The organism is Litchfieldia alkalitelluris (assembly GCF_002019645.1).
In the GTDB taxonomy this organism is placed as follows: domain Bacteria; phylum Bacillota; class Bacilli; order Bacillales; family Bacillaceae_L; genus Litchfieldia; species Litchfieldia alkalitelluris.
Window position 1 is genome coordinate 1,204,246 of sequence record NZ_KV917374.1, and the last position, 18,646, is coordinate 1,222,891.

The following is an 18,646-nucleotide window of genomic DNA, read 5'->3' on the forward strand; positions in this document are numbered from 1 at the left end:
GTTAAGTATTAGCCAAAGATATCCTTATGATTTAAGATCATTTTAAAATTTTCTTGTATATCTTAATCATTGTTTGTATTTCTTCATCAGAGAGAGAATCAAACTTTGAATAGAGGAAGTTATGCTTAAGAGCTTCTAATCGTTTGACTAGGTCTTTTCCTTCATCAGTAATAATAATGTGAACAATACGGCGGTCAGTTTCCGAACGCTCGCGCTTAATTAAATTTTGCTTATAGAGGCTATCTGTTACAGCTGTAATATGACTTGCTGAAACGTTAAATTCTTTAGATATTGCGGATGCCATTTGTGGACCGAAATGAGAAAGGAACCTTAAAATGGCATACTCATTGCTTGTTATTTCGTTTTTAAACAAATCATTAATTTCTGATTTCAGTTGTCTAAACGCGATACGAAATTGCTTTTCTAGTTCATGTACTAAATCATCTCTAGACTGCATAGGAAATTCTCCTTTGAATTTAAAATAAATGTTGAGTTGTAAGACAAACTGTATACGTTGAATATGTAACCTTTTTTCAGCGCCTTTCTTATACTTGTCGACAATAAGCGGGTGCCTTCCGTTTTTTTTATGGTAGACAATCATGCTAAATAAGTATTTCGCACCATGGTGTATGAAAATGTTTACTCCTCAGTGTGGAATGAGCGGAGAGCCACCTGAATCCTGCGGGATCTAGCGGTCTCATGAGACCCCGCAGGAGCTTAGGGAGCGACGAGGAGGCTCACGGACACGGACCTCCCCGAGGAAAGTAGGTGGATTACAGCTCATGGAACTCCGCTAACTAAGTATTTTCACGGTATATTGCTAAACAAAACTCTATTTCGAAAATTAAAAAATTAACAAGGTGAACTATTAGATATAATAATACCCCTCTAAAGAAGGGCAATCAATTATAATGATATTAAATCTATGAAATCTGATAATATCTAGCACTTTCAATTTTATCATTATTATTATAATGAAAACAGAGTAGATTAAATTATTCTATAGGTATCATCCAATGATGAACTAATAAGTGCAAGAAATAAACTTTAACAGATCTCTCAATCAAGATTACTTAAAAACCATTAACTTAAGGTTAGTGAATTCTCAACATGGGGGTAGAAATGCAAGACTATGTAGTAGATTTATTTCATTCATATGAAGAGGTAGCCGTTTTAATAAGTATTCTACTTAATATTATCATTAGTATTTTTGGGGTTATTCCTAGCTTTTTTTTAACTGCTGCTAATATTATTGTGTTTGGTTTTTGGGAAGGCATGTTTTTAGCTTTCATCGGAGAAACATTAGGGGCTATTATTGCTTTTTGGGTTTACAGAAAGGGATTTAAAAATATTGTTCAACAGAAGAACTCAAACAAGTTGCTAACAAAGTTGTTGTTAGTAAAAGGAAGAGACGCCTTTTTCCTGGTGATTTTCCTTCGTTTTCTCCCTTTTGTCCCATCAGGTTTGGTTACATTTACGGCGGCGGTAGGAGCGGTAAGCGGATGGATATTTGTTATAGCAAGTTCCATAGGTAAAATGCCAGCACTCTTTATTGAAGGTTATTCTGTCTATCATGTGACAAATTGGACAACTGAAGGAAAATGGATATTGTCAATCATTGCTGTTGTCGGACTTGTTTTATTAGTTGTAAAATATCGAAGAAGATAATTATCTTAATGTAAGGGGTAGAACATATGGAGAAAACGGTTAAATTAGCAGTGAACGCTGGCATTGGGTTTGGAGCGAAGATTACTGCTCCACAATTAATTTCATTAGCAAAATATATAAAAGAAGATAGTGAAGTGGAATTAACAACTTTTCAACAGTTATATATAGATGTACTTGAAAGCCAAATTGATGTTGTCAGGGAAGAATTCGAAAAAGTAGGCTTGAAGATTTATCCTGTTGGTGCATATGTAAAAAGTTTACGTACTTGCGGATTCTGCAAAGGAGCAGAAGAAGAGGGAATGCCGGTTGCAATCGAGTTAAATAATCGAATTGCTGGAAGAGAGGTACCATGGCCATTACGCCCAGCTTATACAGGTTGCCAAAATGCTTGTGGCGAACCGCTTGTTAATGATATTGGAGTAATTAAGGTGAAAGATCATTTTGATTTATATATTGGTGGAAAGGCAACTGGTGAAAATGCTAGAACTGCTCTGAAGTTAAGAGAAGGTCTAAGTGAACAAGAATTATATCAAACTATCGAATTGCTTCTTGATGTGTATAAAGAAAACGGTAAGAGGCGAGAAGCGTTTTGGAAGTTTATTAGCCGCTTTGGATTTGATCAGTTACAAGAGGCAGTTTCTATATAAAACAGAAAGGCTCAGTTCATTCTAAGCCTTTCTTGCTCTTTTTTTATAAAAAGCTATAAATGACAAGAAAAATAAGCAGATTCCGACCACTCCTGAAAAAAGAGGGTAGATTAACGGAAACAAAAGACTTGGATAACCTTGAGTAATATCAGAATAGTATCCCATCGACACCATTGAAGTGCCAGAAAAATTAATGAGCTTCACACCTAGGTTATTCTCGTCTCTCTCAGAAAAGAGAAACTGCTCTTCCTCAAATGTCCCATCTTCAGCAATCGATATGATTTTCCACTTTCTTTCGTCCATTGGTTGGGCATCATCTGAAAGTCTCTGGATAATTTTGATTTGGTGTTTTCCTGTGGACCGGTCCTCAACAATCACTACATCGAGCCCAGAAAAATACCTATTGCCTCTATTTCGGTTAGATAATCAGATTTCGTCAGGTGTTGAGATTTCTTCATCGTTTAAAAGTAAATGGATTTTTACGATATCCCCCGGGGGAACAACTTCATCATCATCCCAACTAGTCAGTGGAGCCTTCTTTCCAGTTTGTTCTTCAACAATTTCAAAGGTTAAACCGTTCATAGTCAGTTTGTGAGTATCTAAAGTAGTTTCAAAGCCATGTTCATCTCGAAACGCATGATGGAATTCATAACGATCAGAAATTCGAGATTCCGTCCAATACTCTCGTGTCATCATAAATAATGGACTAATTGATACACCTAATAAAAAAAAGGAAAGAGTAAATAAGATAATTGTTTTTTTCACGGTAGCCCCAAATGTTTCGTATTATATCAATTTACCTCTTATTAAATTTTAACATAACAATTAATAAGGTTTTAATTTAATAGATTCGTGCAAACATAAAGTTAATTACCATAAAGAGTGACAGATGATATATATTTGGGAGATAATTTTATGACTGCTTTTTTAATTTGAAATGTCACTTGTTTTAAGGTAAAATAATATTAATCAAAAAAAATAGATGTAAAGAAACGTGGTGAAAGAGATGAATAACAATGTAACAATTTCATTAACAGACGTTTCACTTGAATCAACATTTGAAAAATACGAAGCAAAATTTAAAGCGTTGGCAGATAAAAAAAGATTAAGAATTATGAATGAGATTGTTCAGCGTGGTAATGTGTGTGTATGTGATTTATGCGAAATTATGGATTTGCCACAATCAAAGCTTTCATATCATTTGAAAATATTATTAGATGCGAACTTAATTTCAAAGGTAACCAAGGGAACTTGGAGTTATTATGAATTAAATCCAAAGGAAGTTAACAACCTTTTGTCAGAAGAATTATGTTGTTTGTTTAGAGCGGATGATACTACACCAAAAGATGGGTGTTGCTAAAGATAGAAAAGTCATTAAGATTTTTCTATCTTTTTTTATTTGTTTTATCTTATAACTGCACAAATTAAACCAAAATAAGTAGGCGCCTCATAGGAGAGAAATTTGATTTGTCTTTCATCCTTCGGAATAGCTCCAGCTAAAAAATTAATGATTGCCAGATTCCGTCAGGCTTTGCTTGATCGATAAAAATAGGATCAAAGTTTGCTAAAGTCTCTAAGTTATTTTTTTTGATGAGGTCAACTACTTGTTCATCTAACTTTTTAGCTGATTCATGAAAGCCATAGGGGCCAGTTTCATCATGTGTATGTGACCAGTCACAGCTCGCAATCAAACCTATTCTTTTGTTAGAAACCCGAACGGCTTGTTTAATCGCTTGGCCAAAAGACAGATGTTGCTCAAAGCTCAAATTTCTAGAAGGAGTGATAACGACAATTGGAACGTTAGGCATAAAGCTTAATGGGACAATAGCTCCCCAATCCAAAGGAAGGCAAGAATACGGACCAGCTGCTGTTCCAAAGTTAATTGTCCCTACAGGCAGATCATTCTCCAACGCTTGATCAGCAATAAGTCCTGCAAGCTCTCGATCAACCGCTCGTTCCATGGAATATGCTTGATCATTCTCACATACTTCTCCTACCATCGCTCGGAGTCAACGACACAGAATTGTCCGTTTATTTTTGTCCCATGAGGGGTAAGTAAGATGATAGAATCAACACCTGAATCACTCATACTTTTACCAAGCTGTCCCATACTTTTTCTCGTTGTCTCCATACGAGAAGGAATCCCACCAGCCAGCTCTGGAATAATTTCACCACCATGCGGGACAATACAAGCAAAATCAAATGAATTCATTTAATTCACTCCTTTTATTCGGGTTAAGATGAATTCGATATATAACAAATAGATACCTGCAAGCAGGAGGATTTTTATATCAGGATAGACATCCAAGCGAATGAGTATTAGCCCATGGAAGACGAAAATGTTTATCACTATGTGTGGAATGAGCGGAGAGCCACCTGACTCCTGCGGGATATAGCGGTCCTCGTGGAGCTCAGGAAGCGATGAGGAGGCTCACGGGCCGCCCCGCGGAAAGCAAGTGGATTGCAGCGAATGGAGCTCCCAATCTAAGTTATTTTCAATGTAAAATATAAGAATGACAAACAATATTCACATTTGTAAAAAATAAAAATTAAATAAAAGATTAACTCTTTACATACAGTAGGGGGGTATGGTAAATTTTATGTAGGAGGGGATGGGAATGAGTGAAAACCCTACTTTAAATGAAGAGCTTACAGAAGATTGTTGCTCTCCCCAAGGTGAAAGAAAAAGTCATCATTCAGATAATACCAAAAAGAACCTGGTGAGTCGTTTAAACCGAATTGAGGGTCAAATTCGCGGTGTCAAAGGTCTTATTGAAAAGGACACTTACTGTGATGATGTAATCACCCAAATATCGGCAATTCAATCAGCATTGAACAGTGTGAGTAAAATATTACTCGAAGGACACTTGAAAAGCTGTGTCTTAGAACGTATTCAAGAGGGCGATTTAGAAGTATTAGATGAAGTATTAACTACAGTTCATAAATTAATGAAAAAATAGAAAAGGAAGTGTTTTTTAAATGGAACAAATCACGCTAAATGTTAAAGGAATGTCTTGCGGACATTGTGTGAAGGCAGTAGAAGGTAGTGTTGGTGAATTAGCAGGAGTTAGCACGGTTAGTGTTAATCTGAACGAAGGGAAAGTAGATGTATCATTTGATCCAGCTGCAGTATCTGTTGAAAAAATTAAAGAAACAATCGATGATCAAGGTTACGACGTAGAATAATTTTTAAGTAATAACAACGTGCTACTTGCTAGCACGCTTTATTTTAGAAATAAATATACCCCTATACAGTATGTTTGGAGGGATTCGTAATGGGTAATCTTAGTAAAGAAACGACTTTACAGATATCAGGAATGACATGTGCTGCATGCGCAAACCGGATTGAGAAAGGCTTAAAGAAAATACAAGGTGTTGAAGAGGCATCGGTTAATCTTGCTCTTGAAAAAGGCACGATTAAATTTAACCCTGAAGCGACGAATGTAAAAGCTTTTGAAGATAAAATTGAAGCATTAGGCTTTGTGGTCATACATGAGAAACAAGAATTTTCAATTACCGGTATGACTTGTGCTGCATGTTCTACTAGAATCGAAAAAGGTTTAAATAAATTAGATGGAGTCGCAGAAGCTACTGTAAATTTAGCATTAGAAACAGCCTCTGTTGAATATAATCCAGCGATCGTTTCAGTATCCGATATTATAACTAAAGTAGATAAGCTAGGATATGGTGCAAAGATAAAAAGCGAAAATATTGAAGAACAAATCGATCATAAAGCAAAGGAAGTTGAGACTCAAACAGGTAAATTCTTATTTTCAGCGATTTTATCATTGCCACTTTTATGGGCAATGGTAGGGCACTTTGAGTTTACACGCTTCCTATATGTACCTGATATGTTCATGAATCCATGGGTACAGCTTGCCTTAGCAACACCTGTTCAATTTATCATTGGAAAACAATTTTATGTAGGAGCTTATAAGGCACTACGAAATGGCAGTGCCAATATGGATGTCCTAGTTGCGTTAGGTACATCAGCTGCCTATTTTTATAGTCTGTTTTTATCATTCGCTTCAATTGGATCCAATGCCCATATGGTTGAATTATATTATGAGACAAGTGCGATTTTAATCACATTAATCATTCTTGGAAAGCTATTTGAAGCTCGCGCGAAGGGTAGATCTTCAGAAGCGATTAAGAAGCTAATGAATCTTCAAGCAAAAACAGCTACCGTTGTGAGGGATGGAGTTGAACAAAATATCCCTCTTGAAGAGGTGCAAGTAGCAGATATCGTTTATGTAAAGCCTGGTGAAAAAGTACCCGTTGATGGAGAGATTGTTGAAGGGAAATCTGCTCTAGATGAATCTATGTTAACAGGTGAAAGTGTTCCTGTAGATAAGGAAATTGGAGATACAGTTATTGGTGCAACAATTAATAAAAATGGCTTCTTGAAAATTAAAGCGACAAAAGTTGGTCGCGATACAGCTTTGGCTCAAATCATTAAGGTGGTAGAGGAAGCACAAGGTTCCAAAGCACCAATTCAGCGCTTAGCGGATCAAATTTCAGGGGTTTTTGTACCAATCGTTGTTGGTATTGCGATTGTCACATTTTTAGTTTGGTTTTTAATGGTTGATCAAGGAAATTTTGCAGGTGCACTTGAAAAAATGATTGCTGTGTTAGTTATTGCTTGTCCCTGTGCATTAGGATTAGCTACACCAACATCAATCATGGCAGGATCAGGGCGGGCAGCTGAGTTTGGTGTATTATTTAAAGGTGGAGAACATCTTGAAATGACCCACCGTATAACAACAGTTATTCTTGATAAAACTGGTACTGTTACAAATGGAAAACCGGTTTTAACCGATATTCTTTTACAAGATTCAGCACGTGAAGAAGAATTATTAGGATTGATTGGGGCTGCAGAAAAACAATCAGAGCATCCTCTCGCACAATCAATTGTTCAAGGCTTAAAGGAGAAGGGAATTACGTTTCCGGAAGTATCTGCATTTGAAGCGATACCTGGATTTGGTGTAAAAGCAACAGTTGCGGAGCAAGAGTTGTTAATTGGCACAAGAAAACTAATGTTTAAAAATGATATCGATTTTACTGATAGTCTTGCAACAATGGAAGAGTTAGAGAATGAAGGAAAAACAGCGATGCTCGTTGCTCTTAATGGAAAATATGCAGGTATAGTTGCCGTAGCTGATACCATTAAGGAAACATCAAAAGAAGCTGTTAAACGATTAAAAGGGCTAGGACTAGAGGTTGTTATGATTACTGGTGACAACCAACGTACAGCAAATGCGATTGGAAAGCAAGCAGGAATTGAACATGTCGTAGCGGAAGTACTACCTGAGGGAAAAGCTGAGGCCGTAAAAGAATTCCAAAAGAATGGAAAGAAAGTAGCAATGGTTGGCGATGGTATTAATGATGCACCTGCTCTCGCGACAGCTGACATTGGTATGGCAATTGGAACAGGAACAGATGTTGCGATGGAAGCGGCTGATATTACACTTATACGAGGAGATTTAAATAGTATTGCTGATGCCATTTTTATGAGTAAAAGAACCATCCGTAACATTAAACAAAATCTATTCTGGGCGTTTGCTTATAACACATTAGGCATACCTGTAGCAGCCCTTGGGTTCTTAGCACCATGGCTTGCAGGAGCAGCAATGGCATTTAGTTCAGTGTCAGTAGTGCTAAATGCATTACGATTGCAACGAGTAAAATTATAATATTTAAACCATTCGCCCATTACCCTGGGACGGGAATAGATACGGAAGGGAGAATTGCTCATGAAAAAATGGATTAGCTGGGCGGTTGTTTACCTAGTTATAGTAATTGCTGGATATAATATTTACGATTTAGTTACACGTGGTAATGATAATAGTGCTGAAATGGTAGAAACCGATACTGAGCATGGACATAGTGATCAAAAAGATGCACATGGTGAACATGATGATCATGGTGAACATGATGATCATGGTGAACATGGTGAACATGGTACAACAACCGAAGGTGAAAGTGAAGTTGACGTACAGCTAAGGGTGACTGGAAAAGGGTTAAATATATATTTAACTGATTTGAGTGGAAACCCGATTGAAGACTTAGAGGTCAATCATGAAAAGCTATTACACTTAATTGTCGTTGATGAGCATCTAGACAACTATTATCACTTACATCCATCTCAAATCGATGTTGGTGTTTTTCAAACAGATATTGATTTGCCAGATGGAGCTTATAAAGCGTTTATTGATATTCTTCCGGTAGATCATCAATATCAGGTCACACCAATTAGCTTTGAGATAGGTGAAGTTGAAGATGCACATGAACATGGGCATTTAACAGTTGATACTGAATTAACAAAGGTGATAGACGGTAAAACTGCCACCCTTGAATTGAGTTCAATGAACGCTGGGGAACCAATAACGCTTACTTTCACACTACCAGATGTCACAATTGAACCATATCTTGGTGCAATGGGGCATGTTGTCATACTAGATGAAGAAGCAGAAAATTACCTTCATGTTCATCCTCTAAATGATGAAGAACCTATTTTTGAAACCAGCTTTGATAAACCTGGCATTTATAAAATATGGGCTGAATTCCAAATAGAAGGGGAAGTTTATGTATTCCCATACACAATAGAAATAGAATAAAATATACGCTAGCTCTCTTGGTTTCCAGCTTATATATGGGGAATACCAGAGAGCTTTCTATTTGTTTGGATTACCAATAACTCTCAAAATTCTACTAGTGTATTCTTACTAGCTAATGTAATCTGAATATAGGGTATTTTTCATCATGTTAGAAAAGAGGAGATTTATGAACATTAGTCTTACAAAAGCGACAATTAAAGAAAAACTAATTTTTGAACGGCTATTTGAACTTTATGTGTACGAGTTTAGTAAGTACATTGAATCCATTCAAATACGAGAAGATGGCACATACGGTTTTGATAAATTGAATAATTATTTTACCGACTCAAAGTATCATTGTTATCTAGTGAAAGTAGATAACCTCCTTGCAGGTTTTGCGATAGTAAAAGAGAATAATCAAAACCAACAGAGTTTCTTTTCAATAGATGAATTTTTTATTGTGAAAAAAGGAAAAGGTATTGGAACATTTGTTGCACATCAGTTGTTTAACCAATTTAAAGGAACTTGGATCATTACACAATCTAAAAATAACTATCCAGCACAGGCTTTTTGGAGAAAAACCATTACAGAATATACTAATAATAGTCATAGTGAACACTATGATCAAGCAAGAAGGTCCGTTCAGGAATTTGTTAGTTGAATAATATAGATAGGGCAGCTTCCGATTAGTTTTGGGGCTGTCTTTTTTGTGTAAGAAAACTTAATTGTAATTATTTTCAAATTATCTATTGTAAAACGACACAATTGTCGTTTATAATAACGACAAAGGTGTCGGTAAAACACTTGAACTATATTTGGGGGAATGCAAAGTGGAAACGATTCAGACTGAAAAGAGTTTGTTGAAAAATAAACCATACCTATATTTAATTAGTTCTCAAGTTGTTTCGAGTCTTGGTGATTGGCTTGATATGATTGCTTTAATGGCATTGGTCGCATTAAAATGGGAGGCATCACCAATTGAGATGGCTGGAATAGGCTTATGTCTATTAGGCCCCATGGCTGTAGCAAGTCCGATTGCTGGCATATTTGCTGATAAATATGACCGCAAGAAGCTCATGATCTTAGCCGATATTATTAGATGTATAGTTGTAGTCGGGTTTGTATTTGCGACAGCATTGTGGCAGGTTTATATGTTATTAATCATCAAAAGTTTGTTTGCTGCGTTATTTCTTCCAGCGAAAAATGGAAAGCTTAAGGAAATTGTTCCAGAATCTCAAATGCAGGCTGCAATGGCTATAAGTGGAGTTGTTGATAATGGGAGTAAAATTGTCGGGCCCTTAATTAGTGGTTTGGTGGTTTCCTTAGTCGGGATCCATTGGTCGTTTTATATTGATGCCTTTACATTTATTCTTTCTGGAATATTATTAATTGGTGTACCCAAAACGACTCATCAGTTAACTAACATAGTTAAAGAGAATGAAGAGAAACAATCTATCTTACAAGAATTAAAAGAAGGGTTACGTGTAGTGAGGAACATCCCTTTTCTATTTGCTGGATTACTCGTTTTTAGCTTGGCCTTACTGGTGATTCAAATTGCTGATACACAAATTATGGTTTTGTTACGTCAAATAGATGCTGATCCTACAAGTATAGTAGGCTATGCAGTTGCTGCAAACGGAATTGGAATGCTATTAATGTCAATCATCTTAAGTAAGAAAAAGATACATTCAATGGCTATATATATAGGGACGGGGACGGTAATCGTCGGAGTCTGCTTTGCTTCTATAGTATGGTTTTTAACCCTTTCAACTAGCCTGATGATGATTCTAATCCCAACCGTCTTTTTTTTAGCAGGACTTGGGGCAGCGGCAATCTTTATCCCATTTCAAATTAGTGCTCAACTAGGAACTCCTGTTCAATATACAGGACGGGTATTTGGTACAATAAGTAGTATAACAACAATTGCAGCACTAATTGGGATGGTGAGTGGTGGGGTGTTGGCTGAAATATTCGGAGTAAATATGGCATTTATTCTTTCAGGTAGTTTATTAGTTATAGTTGGAATAGGTGTACTGCTCAAAAGAACAAGACTGGAAAGTAGGGGGAAAATTGCCGAAAGTAAGCGAGGAATACAAGGAGAAACGTCGGCTTGAAATACTTGAAATAGCCGAAAAGACTTTTATTGATAAGGGTTTTTCTGAGACAACAATGACAGATATTGTCAATGCTACTGGTTTAAGTAGGGGTGGATTATATCACTATTTTTCTAATACAGATGAACTATATCAAGCCATTATTCATGAAAAGGATAAAACAGCAGGTGCATTTTTTCACCAATTAGTGAATGACTTTGATACAGCTTGGGAAGGAATTGAACATTACTTAATCCAAGCAGAGCGAGCATTACTAAATAATCAATCCAGCTTTGCTTCAGTGAATCTTGAATACTTTATCGTAGGAAGAAGTGAACTAGGAAGAAAAGAGTTTATTAGCAAGAGATATGCAAAAGGAATCCAGTGGCTAGTGGAACTCCTATCAAAAGGTGTTAGGAGAGGAGAATTTACGCCAATCCAGCCTCTAGAAGCAATTGCCATTTACTTACTTAATATCATTGACTCTATTCATATCCAATTACTTGTTATCAATGTTGAAGATTCAAAAGTTCCTGAACAATTTGAAGGTGTGAGAATCTATCTGAAACATGCACTAGGTTACAAGGAACTGGGGAATTAATATACATGTAGCTAAAAGGAAATGTGGAATGAGAAAGGGAATCGGACATCGGCTTTGATTCCTTTGCTTGGGCATTTGGTATGAAAAGGGAATGGAGCACCGCCGAAGGAGCCAAAAGCGATGACGAGGCTCCCGGACGTCCGCGGTATTCCACGACTGAAATGCAGCGATTGCAACTCCATTACCTAGGTTATTTTCAGGGTAACAAAATACACATCTCTTAATATCAAAATGATTTTCCGCGTTTCTCATAAAAAACTAATTGTCATTCGATAACAGAAATTTTCTATAGGTGCTATTTCATTTTTCTGCTAAAATACGGTTAGACATATCTTATTTTATTCGTATAGTTTAAAAAAGGGATGTCTACAATTAACAACATAAGAAAAATCGGTTGGAGAATGAAAATGAAATTACTTTTAATAATACTTCAAGTAATCCTAATAGTAATTATATTACCTGTTCACTCTTTTGCAGAGAGTACCGCACCTAAACACCCCGCTATTCAGAGCGAAACAGCTGTATTAATTGATGCTGTAAGCGGAGCTATTTTGTATGAGCAAGATAGCGAAAAAGTGATGTATCCTGCTAGTTTAACAAAGATTGTAACAGCAATTATGGCTATCGAATCTGGTCGTTTAGATGAAACTGTTACAGTAAGTAAAAGAGCACGAGAAGTTGACGGGACACGTGTATATTTGGAAGAAGGAGAACAAGTACCTTTGAAAAAGCTTGTTCAAGGTCTAATGATTAATTCAGGTAATGATGCTGGTGTTGCAATTGCTGAGCATCTAGGTGGAAGCGTAGAAGGCTTTGCTGAAATGATGAATACATTTGTTGAAAATAAAGTCGGTGTCAAGGATACGAATTTTGAAAATCCCCATGGATTATTCGGTGAAAACCATTATAGCACTGCCTACGATTTTGCTTTAATCACAAAGTATGCCATTAAAGATCCTACCTTCAGAGAAATTATGGGAACAAGTGAATTAAAATGGGTTGGTGAGAGCTGGGATACCACCATATATAACCATCACTGGATGTTAAGAGAGTGGCCATATGAAGGAATTATTGGTGGGAAAAACGGATATATCAACCAATCTGGCCATACATTAGTGACTGCGGCTCAAAGAGAAGACCTTACATTAATTGCAGTAGTCTTAAATGCAACTACAAAACGAATGATGTACAATGATACAGAAAAATTATTTGACTTCGGGTTTGAACATTTTGAAACTGGTGAACTCATAGCTCCTCAAGAGTTCAAAGTAGATTCTATTGTTTACCATCTTAAAGAGAATCTATATTTTACGAAGATGCTTAAGGAGAATGTAAGACAAGAGGTTAGTCAAAGTGGTGAATTAACCATTTATGGCGAAGACGACAGAGTAATTGCGAATCACACACTAATCAACCCATTAGAGGAAATCGATAAATCCACAATAGTAGAGTCAACAATTCCATTAGGTGACGTCTATACTGAAGAGAAAAATAATGATTCAGCAGTAAGTTATATTCTATTATTGGTTCTCTTTTTCATCATTACCTCATTTTTATATCTTAAAAAAAGACGTAGAAAAACCTAGTCCAAACGACTAGGTTTTTTATTCAGCCTTTTGTAAATGAAAATAAGCTAGTGTCATCATTACTTTCTACTTTATTCCGAAAACCCAAGTTATAGGTATCAATCTCAACAATATATCTAGGCCGCTGCTTCGTTTCTTTATAAATTTTCCCGATATATTCGCCAATTAAACCAACAGCAATCAGCTGTAAACCCCCAATAAGCCAAATTGATGTGATTAAAGAGGTCCAACCAGTTGTCGTATTGCCACTAAATTTTAAAAGTAAAAAATAGACTCCAAACATAAGGCTTACAAAAAATGAAGCAAAGCCTATAAGTGAAACAAATCGGATCGGGGTGACGCTAAAGGATGTAACTCCATCAATCGCAAAGGAAACCATCTTTTTTAATGGGTATTTTGTTTCCCCAGCTAGACGCTCTTTCCGGTCATAAAAAACCTTTGTCGTCTGAAATCCGATCAGAGGGACAATTCCTCTTAAGAATAAGTTGATTTCATTAAATCTTTCAAGTTCCTCGATTGCTCGTTTACTAAGTAATCGAAAATCTGCATGATTATATACAATATTTACGCCTAATTTTTTCATGATTTTATAAAACCCCTGTGCTGTATGCTTCTTAAAAAATGTATCTGTCTTTCTCTCATTTCTAACACCTAGAACCACTTCATAGCCTTCACGAAACTTTAGAATGAAATCCCTGATAACATCGATATCATCCTGTAAATCAGCGTCAATTGAAACAACACAATCCGACTGACTTTTTGCTGAAAATAAACCAGCAAGCAGTGCACTTTGATGTCCAGAGTTTCTAGAGAGTTTAATCCCCTTTATACGTCGGTCGTTCAACCCTGTTTGGTAAATAATTTTCCAGGTTTGATCTGTACTTCCATCATCGACAAAAAGTAATTTACTATGTTTTGAAACTAATGATTGATTCTCTAGTCTTTCAAGTAGATTTAGTAACTGTTTAATGGTTTCTGGTAAGACCTCTTCTTCATTAAAACAAGGCACGACAATCGTTAAAATAGGCTCGTTCATTCCTTCATCCTCCTAAGGTTGTCCGTTTTTCTTAGAGGCTATTTTCGTAAACTTTGTTGCTTTTAAAGGTCTTTTATAATCACTATGAACTTGATAGAGTGGCATCTTTTCTTCCTAAATGATAACCATAATATCAAGTGAAATAGTGTATCCTACCAAAAAAGGTCAATTAGCAACCATCTTTCAGAAATGAGCCTTCTTAGATGATGATTTTGGGCTATAAGTTCACTTTGTACAGATAAATCTTCCATGCAGATTCTTTTGCTTCGAATGTTCTTTCTAGCTCCAAGTGATTTTCTTCATTATTCAAAATAGGTAAAGAAGAAAGGATATACCGTCCCCCTAAATCATAAAAAGCTTGTGTATTGAGATTTAGCGATTTTATCTCTCGTTTTGAGTTCTTTTTGAACATATAGTGTTTTCCAAGTTCATCAACAAAGATATAGCAGCGTCCACCCCACTCATCAAAATACTGCTTTAGCTTTTTATTACCTTCGATTTCATGCTCGATGATTTCTCGAAATTGATATTTGTATGTTAGCGGATAGAAATTGTTATAAGTATCAAGAGTATAAAACCCGTTATATTGTGAGATCGCAGGGTGCAAGCCAATACTAGCAACTCGGTATTCATGTTCGGGTAATCCAATAAACTGCTTAATTTCGGTAAACTGTTCTTCTGCATAAAATTCTTTGAAGGATGGCTTTTTATGATAATAAATTTCTTCATTAAATCCACATAAAATAAGAATTTGAGCAGTGATGAGAAAGATGCCGGTTCTTCTCCATGAAATCCCAAGATTCATTAGAATTTTTAAGGAAAGTGCAAATAATACATAAATCACTAAAGGGCGCAAAAAGTGATAGCGAGCAAAATTAAAGGTATCTAAAAAGTGAAACCGCTCAGTTAATGGTACCCAGCCTTTGTAAAACCAAAAAGCATACCAAGTGGATAATGCTAGGTTTAATATATGTAAAAAGATGAACGGTTTCTCATGTCTCAACTGTTTCTTCACGATCACGTAATATAAAGCAAATAAAGAGACTGGAAGAATAATTAGCCCATGTACTGTCATCACATGGGTATGACCTAGTACATAATTTTTAAAAGTTAAACGAATGGATCTCCAAAGCGATAACCTAGCATGAAAATATTCATCTCGACTATTTGGAATATGATCAAATAGAAATGAATATACAAGCCGATATTCTACTCCAAAAAAGATGATGGTCATAAAAACGATAGAAAGGAAAAACCGCACATTCCATCCCTTACCACGGATTACATCAACTAACCAAAACACACCCATCGCACTCAAAAAAAAGAAAAATCCTAAAACAATACTTGCGTATAAAGGAATTAAAGCGAGCGTTAACCAATTTATGATGGATTTCTCACCGGATCGAATATTTAAAAAAGCCCAAAGTGCAAGGGGCATACCAAGAGTGCTAAGCATTCCAGAGGGCCAAAAAGGGGTAAGTGCAAAAGCTAGCGAAACACCCACTCGAATCCAAGCTAAATCAGGAGCCTGTATGAAATGCTTTCTTAGTAAGAGATACATTCCTAGAAAGGCAATGAATCTAGTGATTAGTTGGCTTAGTCCATATGCCATCATAGGTTCAAATAGGGCATGAAGCATAACAATCCCACTGATTTCTGTTCCAAATGCATTTCGGGACAGATTGCCGTTAATCACCTGAGGAATGGTTGCTGTCACTGGACCAAACAACTGACCGCTATTTTTCAACACTTGATACCAGGCGATATTTGAGTCGAGATTATCATGTACTCGAAGATGTGCATTTTCTCCCAAGATAAAGTAAGGGGAAACGAAAAGTAAAATAAAAATAAATGCAAAAAAGAGTAATTTTTGTTCAAAATGATCGATTTGTTTTCGTTGATACAAGTATAACTGCCTCCATATCTTACATTTTGAATGGTATTAGTTTTTTTAAAAATAGGGTAAAGCAGGACGAAGAATCGTCCTACTTCTTATTGACACCAAATCATTTGACACCACGGTACCTTTTTATCATCCTTTCAAGGATGTGACGCATTTTCTAATGCTCCAGAAATATTAATTAATCCTTGACCAAAATAGTTATCTTTTCCTTTTGGGCCTAAATCGATAGCAGTTCCTCTAATTATTTCCATTACCTCAGTGTTTTTTAAATCGGGTTGGACAGAGCGAATTAATCCTGCTAGTGCAGCAACATGAGGTGTGGCCATGGAAGTTCCTGATAGTGCAGCGTACTGGCTATCGATATAAGTACTAGGAATTTGAACACCGGGTGCAGTTACGTCAATATAATCTCCATAATTGGAAAATGACGCTTTATCTCCTCTATAATCAACTGCTCCAACGCTTAATACCTCGGAGTATGCAGCTGGATAGCTCGGTTGATCCGTATTATCATTTCCAGATGCCGCTATCACTACAACATCATGATCATATGCATATCTAACAGCTTCGTGTAAAAGGTCTGAATCACGATAATTCCCTAAACTCATGTTAATCACATCCGCACCGTTATCTGTTGCCCAAATAATGCCGTTAGCAATGTCAAAAGAAGATCCATAACCTTCGTCGCCCATTACTTTTACAGGCATAATAGGATTAAACCATGTAATGCCGGCAATACCTTCTCGATTGTTCGTTTCAGATGCGATTACACCAGCAACATGTGTCCCATGACCGTTATCATCATCTGCATTATTATCATCTGTGATAACGTTATAGCCTTTCGTTAATCTACTTACAAGGTCAGGATGATCTAAGTCTACCCCTGTATCTAGAACTGCTATCCTAATGTCTTCTACACCGCGACTGATATTCCAGCCGGATTCCGCTTGAATCATCGGGAGATTCCACTGATACCGTTGATAAAGGAGATCATTGGGACCATCTAATAACGCTTCATTTTGTTGATTTTGAATTAAAATGAAATTCGGCTCAACAATATGGACATCTGCTCTTTTTGAAAAATATGCTTGAAGTTCAGATGTACTAAGCGAGTTTGATTCAAAGATCACGGAATAGTTAAACTTCTTTAACAGTCTTCCATCTATCTCTTTCGCAATAGATGCAAGCTCTTCTTTAGGGGGAACCTGTTCATCCATAAAGTTGACTACTACCTGTTGTTTCACATAATGACTCTTTTCCGTACCATTATGGTTAATGATCGAAATAGATTCATCTGTATTTAGTTCGTCTAAAGTTTCTTGATACAAAAGAATCGAATCAATATCCATGATTCTCGATTGACCTTCATTACCAGGGATAATTTGTTTTTCACCAGTTACCTGCGGGTGTTTATTTCTCTCTTCATCGTATAAATTGGTTTGACTCATATTGCTTTCACTATAATTATCATAAGTAGCATGATGATCATTATTTATACGGTTAATAAAAGGAGTTAGCACTAACACAAGAAGCCCTAACACGACAGCAATACTAAATCCGTAGCCACGTTTATTTTTCATCATTGTTCACCTCAGGTTCTATAATCTATTGGTATGTTTTAGTATGAGGAGAACTTAAGAAAATCATGCTTTGTTCCAAAAAGATGAGTTTCCAATTTTTTCAGTTTTTATTTTAAGGTAAATAGTAAAAAATAGATAAGACTTGAATCTAAGGAGTGAAGTGATTTGAAACATTTAAAAGCCTTAGGAATTAAATTTATTGTCATTTCAATCGTTTTGTTGTCTGTTTTAACGATATTCTCAAATGCGACAATAGGTGGGGTATTAGTCATTTCAGCAATGGTAACTGGGGTATCTTATATCATTGGTGATTTGTTTATCTTACCAAGACTTGGAAATATGATTGCAACTATTGCTGATTTTGGTTTGGCTTTTGCATCTGTATGGATTTTAAGTGCGATTTTTATTGGAACAGCCTTTCCGATACTCACAGCGTCTGTTTTCGCAGCTATATTCATCTCTTTAGGAGAAGCCTTGTTCCATGCATATATGCAAAGCAGAGTTTTGAATGAGGAAAATAATAACGACAATATTAAATTGCATGAAGATTTAAGGGAGAAACAAACGCATAATGCGTTTCACCGATATCAAACGGAATTTGGAGAAGAAGAAGGGCCAATTCCATTTCATAACGGCCAACAAGATACATCACAAGATAAAGAGGACTAATATCAACAGGTTTCTTTAAGACTGTCTAAGTGACAGTCTTTTTTTCGTTACAGAAATATTACCAAGTTTATGGAATCTAGCTACAGGCGCTATCGGCTCTCGGTTCTAAGAAAAATTTTCCTAGTTAGAATAACGCACGTAATAAGTTATAAAGGTGAACATCGAAAATAAATGGTTATAGTGAATTTCGACATTTATAACAAAATTTCTTTATTAATGCATATTTACCAATCATTTCAACAATAACTAACATATCTTAGAACTTTA

The 18,646-nt window shown here is 36.1% G+C and carries 20 protein-coding genes; 12 read left to right on the forward strand and 8 right to left on the reverse strand.

What is annotated here, in order from left to right; all coding sequences use genetic code 11:
• Positions 1–37: 37 nt before the first annotated feature.
• Positions 38–457 carry a MarR family winged helix-turn-helix transcriptional regulator gene (locus BK579_RS05450; RefSeq protein ID WP_169891071.1) on the reverse strand — a complete coding sequence of 140 codons (420 nt, stop codon included), beginning with the start codon at positions 455–457 and terminating at the stop codon, positions 38–40.
• A gap of 665 nt (positions 458–1,122) precedes the next feature.
• Here BK579_RS05450 and BK579_RS05455 point away from each other — a divergent pair.
• Together BK579_RS05455 and BK579_RS05460 are read left to right on the forward strand one after the other, a co-directional pair.
• Positions 1,123–1,668, forward strand: a complete 546-nt coding sequence (locus BK579_RS05455) for a TVP38/TMEM64 family protein (RefSeq protein ID WP_078544097.1) — start codon at positions 1,123–1,125, stop codon at positions 1,666–1,668.
• Between the two features lie 26 nt (positions 1,669–1,694).
• A complete protein-coding gene (locus BK579_RS05460) occupies positions 1,695–2,315 on the forward strand; it encodes an NAD(P)/FAD-dependent oxidoreductase (protein WP_078544099.1) in 621 nt (206 codons plus the stop codon).
• Positions 2,316–2,336: 21 nt separating this feature from the next.
• On the opposite strand, the gene BK579_RS05465 is transcribed toward BK579_RS05460, so the two are convergent.
• Entirely contained in the window at positions 2,337–2,693 is a 357-nt protein-coding gene (locus BK579_RS05465) for a hypothetical protein (protein WP_078544101.1), read from the reverse strand.
• Positions 2,694–2,741: 48 nt separating this feature from the next.
• Complete coding sequence (locus BK579_RS05470) at positions 2,742–3,080, reverse strand: hypothetical protein (protein WP_078544102.1); 339 nt, start codon at positions 3,078–3,080, stop codon at positions 2,742–2,744.
• A gap of 241 nt (positions 3,081–3,321) precedes the next feature.
• Between BK579_RS05470 and BK579_RS05475 the strand changes: the two genes are divergently transcribed.
• Complete coding sequence (locus BK579_RS05475; protein ID WP_078544104.1) at positions 3,322–3,675, forward strand: ArsR/SmtB family transcription factor; 354 nt, start codon at positions 3,322–3,324, stop codon at positions 3,673–3,675.
• Positions 3,676–3,811: 136 nt separating this feature from the next.
• On the opposite strand, the gene BK579_RS26285 is transcribed toward BK579_RS05475, so the two are convergent.
• Together BK579_RS26285 and BK579_RS26290 are read right to left on the reverse strand one after the other, a co-directional pair.
• A complete protein-coding gene (locus BK579_RS26285) occupies positions 3,812–4,276 on the reverse strand; it encodes a DODA-type extradiol aromatic ring-opening family dioxygenase (protein ID WP_235848349.1) in 465 nt (154 codons plus the stop codon).
• 32 nt (positions 4,277–4,308) lie between these two features.
• Entirely contained in the window at positions 4,309–4,527 is a 219-nt protein-coding gene (locus BK579_RS26290) for a class III extradiol ring-cleavage dioxygenase family protein (protein WP_235848350.1), read from the reverse strand.
• 406 nt (positions 4,528–4,933) lie between these two features.
• Here BK579_RS26290 and BK579_RS05485 point away from each other — a divergent pair, with 406 nt between their 5' ends.
• The 8 genes from BK579_RS05485 (at position 4,934) to BK579_RS05520 (ending at position 13,191) form a co-directional block, all read left to right on the forward strand.
• The gene (locus tag BK579_RS05485; RefSeq protein ID WP_078544106.1) at positions 4,934–5,275 is read left to right on the forward strand and encodes a metal-sensitive transcriptional regulator; all 342 of its coding nucleotides are present in this window, start codon (positions 4,934–4,936) and stop codon (positions 5,273–5,275) included.
• A 19-nt stretch (positions 5,276–5,294) separates the two neighbouring features.
• Positions 5,295–5,501, forward strand: a complete 207-nt coding sequence (gene copZ / locus BK579_RS05490; protein ID WP_078544108.1) for a copper chaperone CopZ — start codon at positions 5,295–5,297, stop codon at positions 5,499–5,501.
• 89 nt (positions 5,502–5,590) lie between these two features.
• A complete protein-coding gene (locus BK579_RS05495) occupies positions 5,591–8,008 on the forward strand; it encodes a heavy metal translocating P-type ATPase (protein ID WP_078544109.1) in 2,418 nt (805 codons plus the stop codon).
• Between the two features lie 60 nt (positions 8,009–8,068).
• Complete coding sequence (locus BK579_RS05500) at positions 8,069–8,932, forward strand: hypothetical protein (RefSeq protein WP_078544110.1); 864 nt, start codon at positions 8,069–8,071, stop codon at positions 8,930–8,932.
• A gap of 166 nt (positions 8,933–9,098) precedes the next feature.
• Positions 9,099–9,572 carry a GNAT family N-acetyltransferase gene (locus tag BK579_RS05505; protein ID WP_078544112.1) on the forward strand — a complete coding sequence of 158 codons (474 nt, stop codon included), beginning with the start codon at positions 9,099–9,101 and terminating at the stop codon, positions 9,570–9,572.
• Between the two features lie 169 nt (positions 9,573–9,741).
• Entirely contained in the window at positions 9,742–11,025 is a 1,284-nt protein-coding gene (locus tag BK579_RS05510) for an MFS transporter (RefSeq protein WP_169891072.1), read from the forward strand.
• Entirely contained in the window at positions 10,982–11,605 is a 624-nt protein-coding gene (locus BK579_RS05515) for a TetR/AcrR family transcriptional regulator (RefSeq protein WP_169891073.1), read from the forward strand. Before BK579_RS05510 ends, BK579_RS05515 begins: the two co-directional genes overlap by 44 nt.
• A gap of 407 nt (positions 11,606–12,012) precedes the next feature.
• A complete protein-coding gene (locus tag BK579_RS05520) occupies positions 12,013–13,191 on the forward strand; it encodes a D-alanyl-D-alanine carboxypeptidase family protein (RefSeq protein ID WP_078544117.1) in 1,179 nt (392 codons plus the stop codon).
• Between the two features lie 22 nt (positions 13,192–13,213).
• On the opposite strand, the gene BK579_RS05525 is transcribed toward BK579_RS05520, so the two are convergent.
• From BK579_RS05525 to BK579_RS05535, 3 genes are all read right to left on the reverse strand, one after another.
• Complete coding sequence (locus BK579_RS05525; protein WP_078544119.1) at positions 13,214–14,227, reverse strand: glycosyltransferase family 2 protein; 1,014 nt, start codon at positions 14,225–14,227, stop codon at positions 13,214–13,216.
• 217 nt (positions 14,228–14,444) lie between these two features.
• Positions 14,445–16,115 carry a DUF6044 family protein gene (locus BK579_RS05530; protein ID WP_078550409.1) on the reverse strand — a complete coding sequence of 557 codons (1,671 nt, stop codon included), beginning with the start codon at positions 16,113–16,115 and terminating at the stop codon, positions 14,445–14,447.
• A gap of 152 nt (positions 16,116–16,267) precedes the next feature.
• Positions 16,268–17,710 carry a S8 family peptidase gene (locus tag BK579_RS05535; protein WP_235848351.1) on the reverse strand — a complete coding sequence of 481 codons (1,443 nt, stop codon included), beginning with the start codon at positions 17,708–17,710 and terminating at the stop codon, positions 16,268–16,270.
• 165 nt (positions 17,711–17,875) lie between these two features.
• Here BK579_RS05535 and BK579_RS05540 point away from each other — a divergent pair, with 165 nt between their 5' ends.
• A complete protein-coding gene (locus BK579_RS05540) occupies positions 17,876–18,379 on the forward strand; it encodes a YndM family protein (protein WP_078544121.1) in 504 nt (167 codons plus the stop codon).
• The last annotated feature ends 267 nt before the right edge of the window (positions 18,380–18,646 follow it).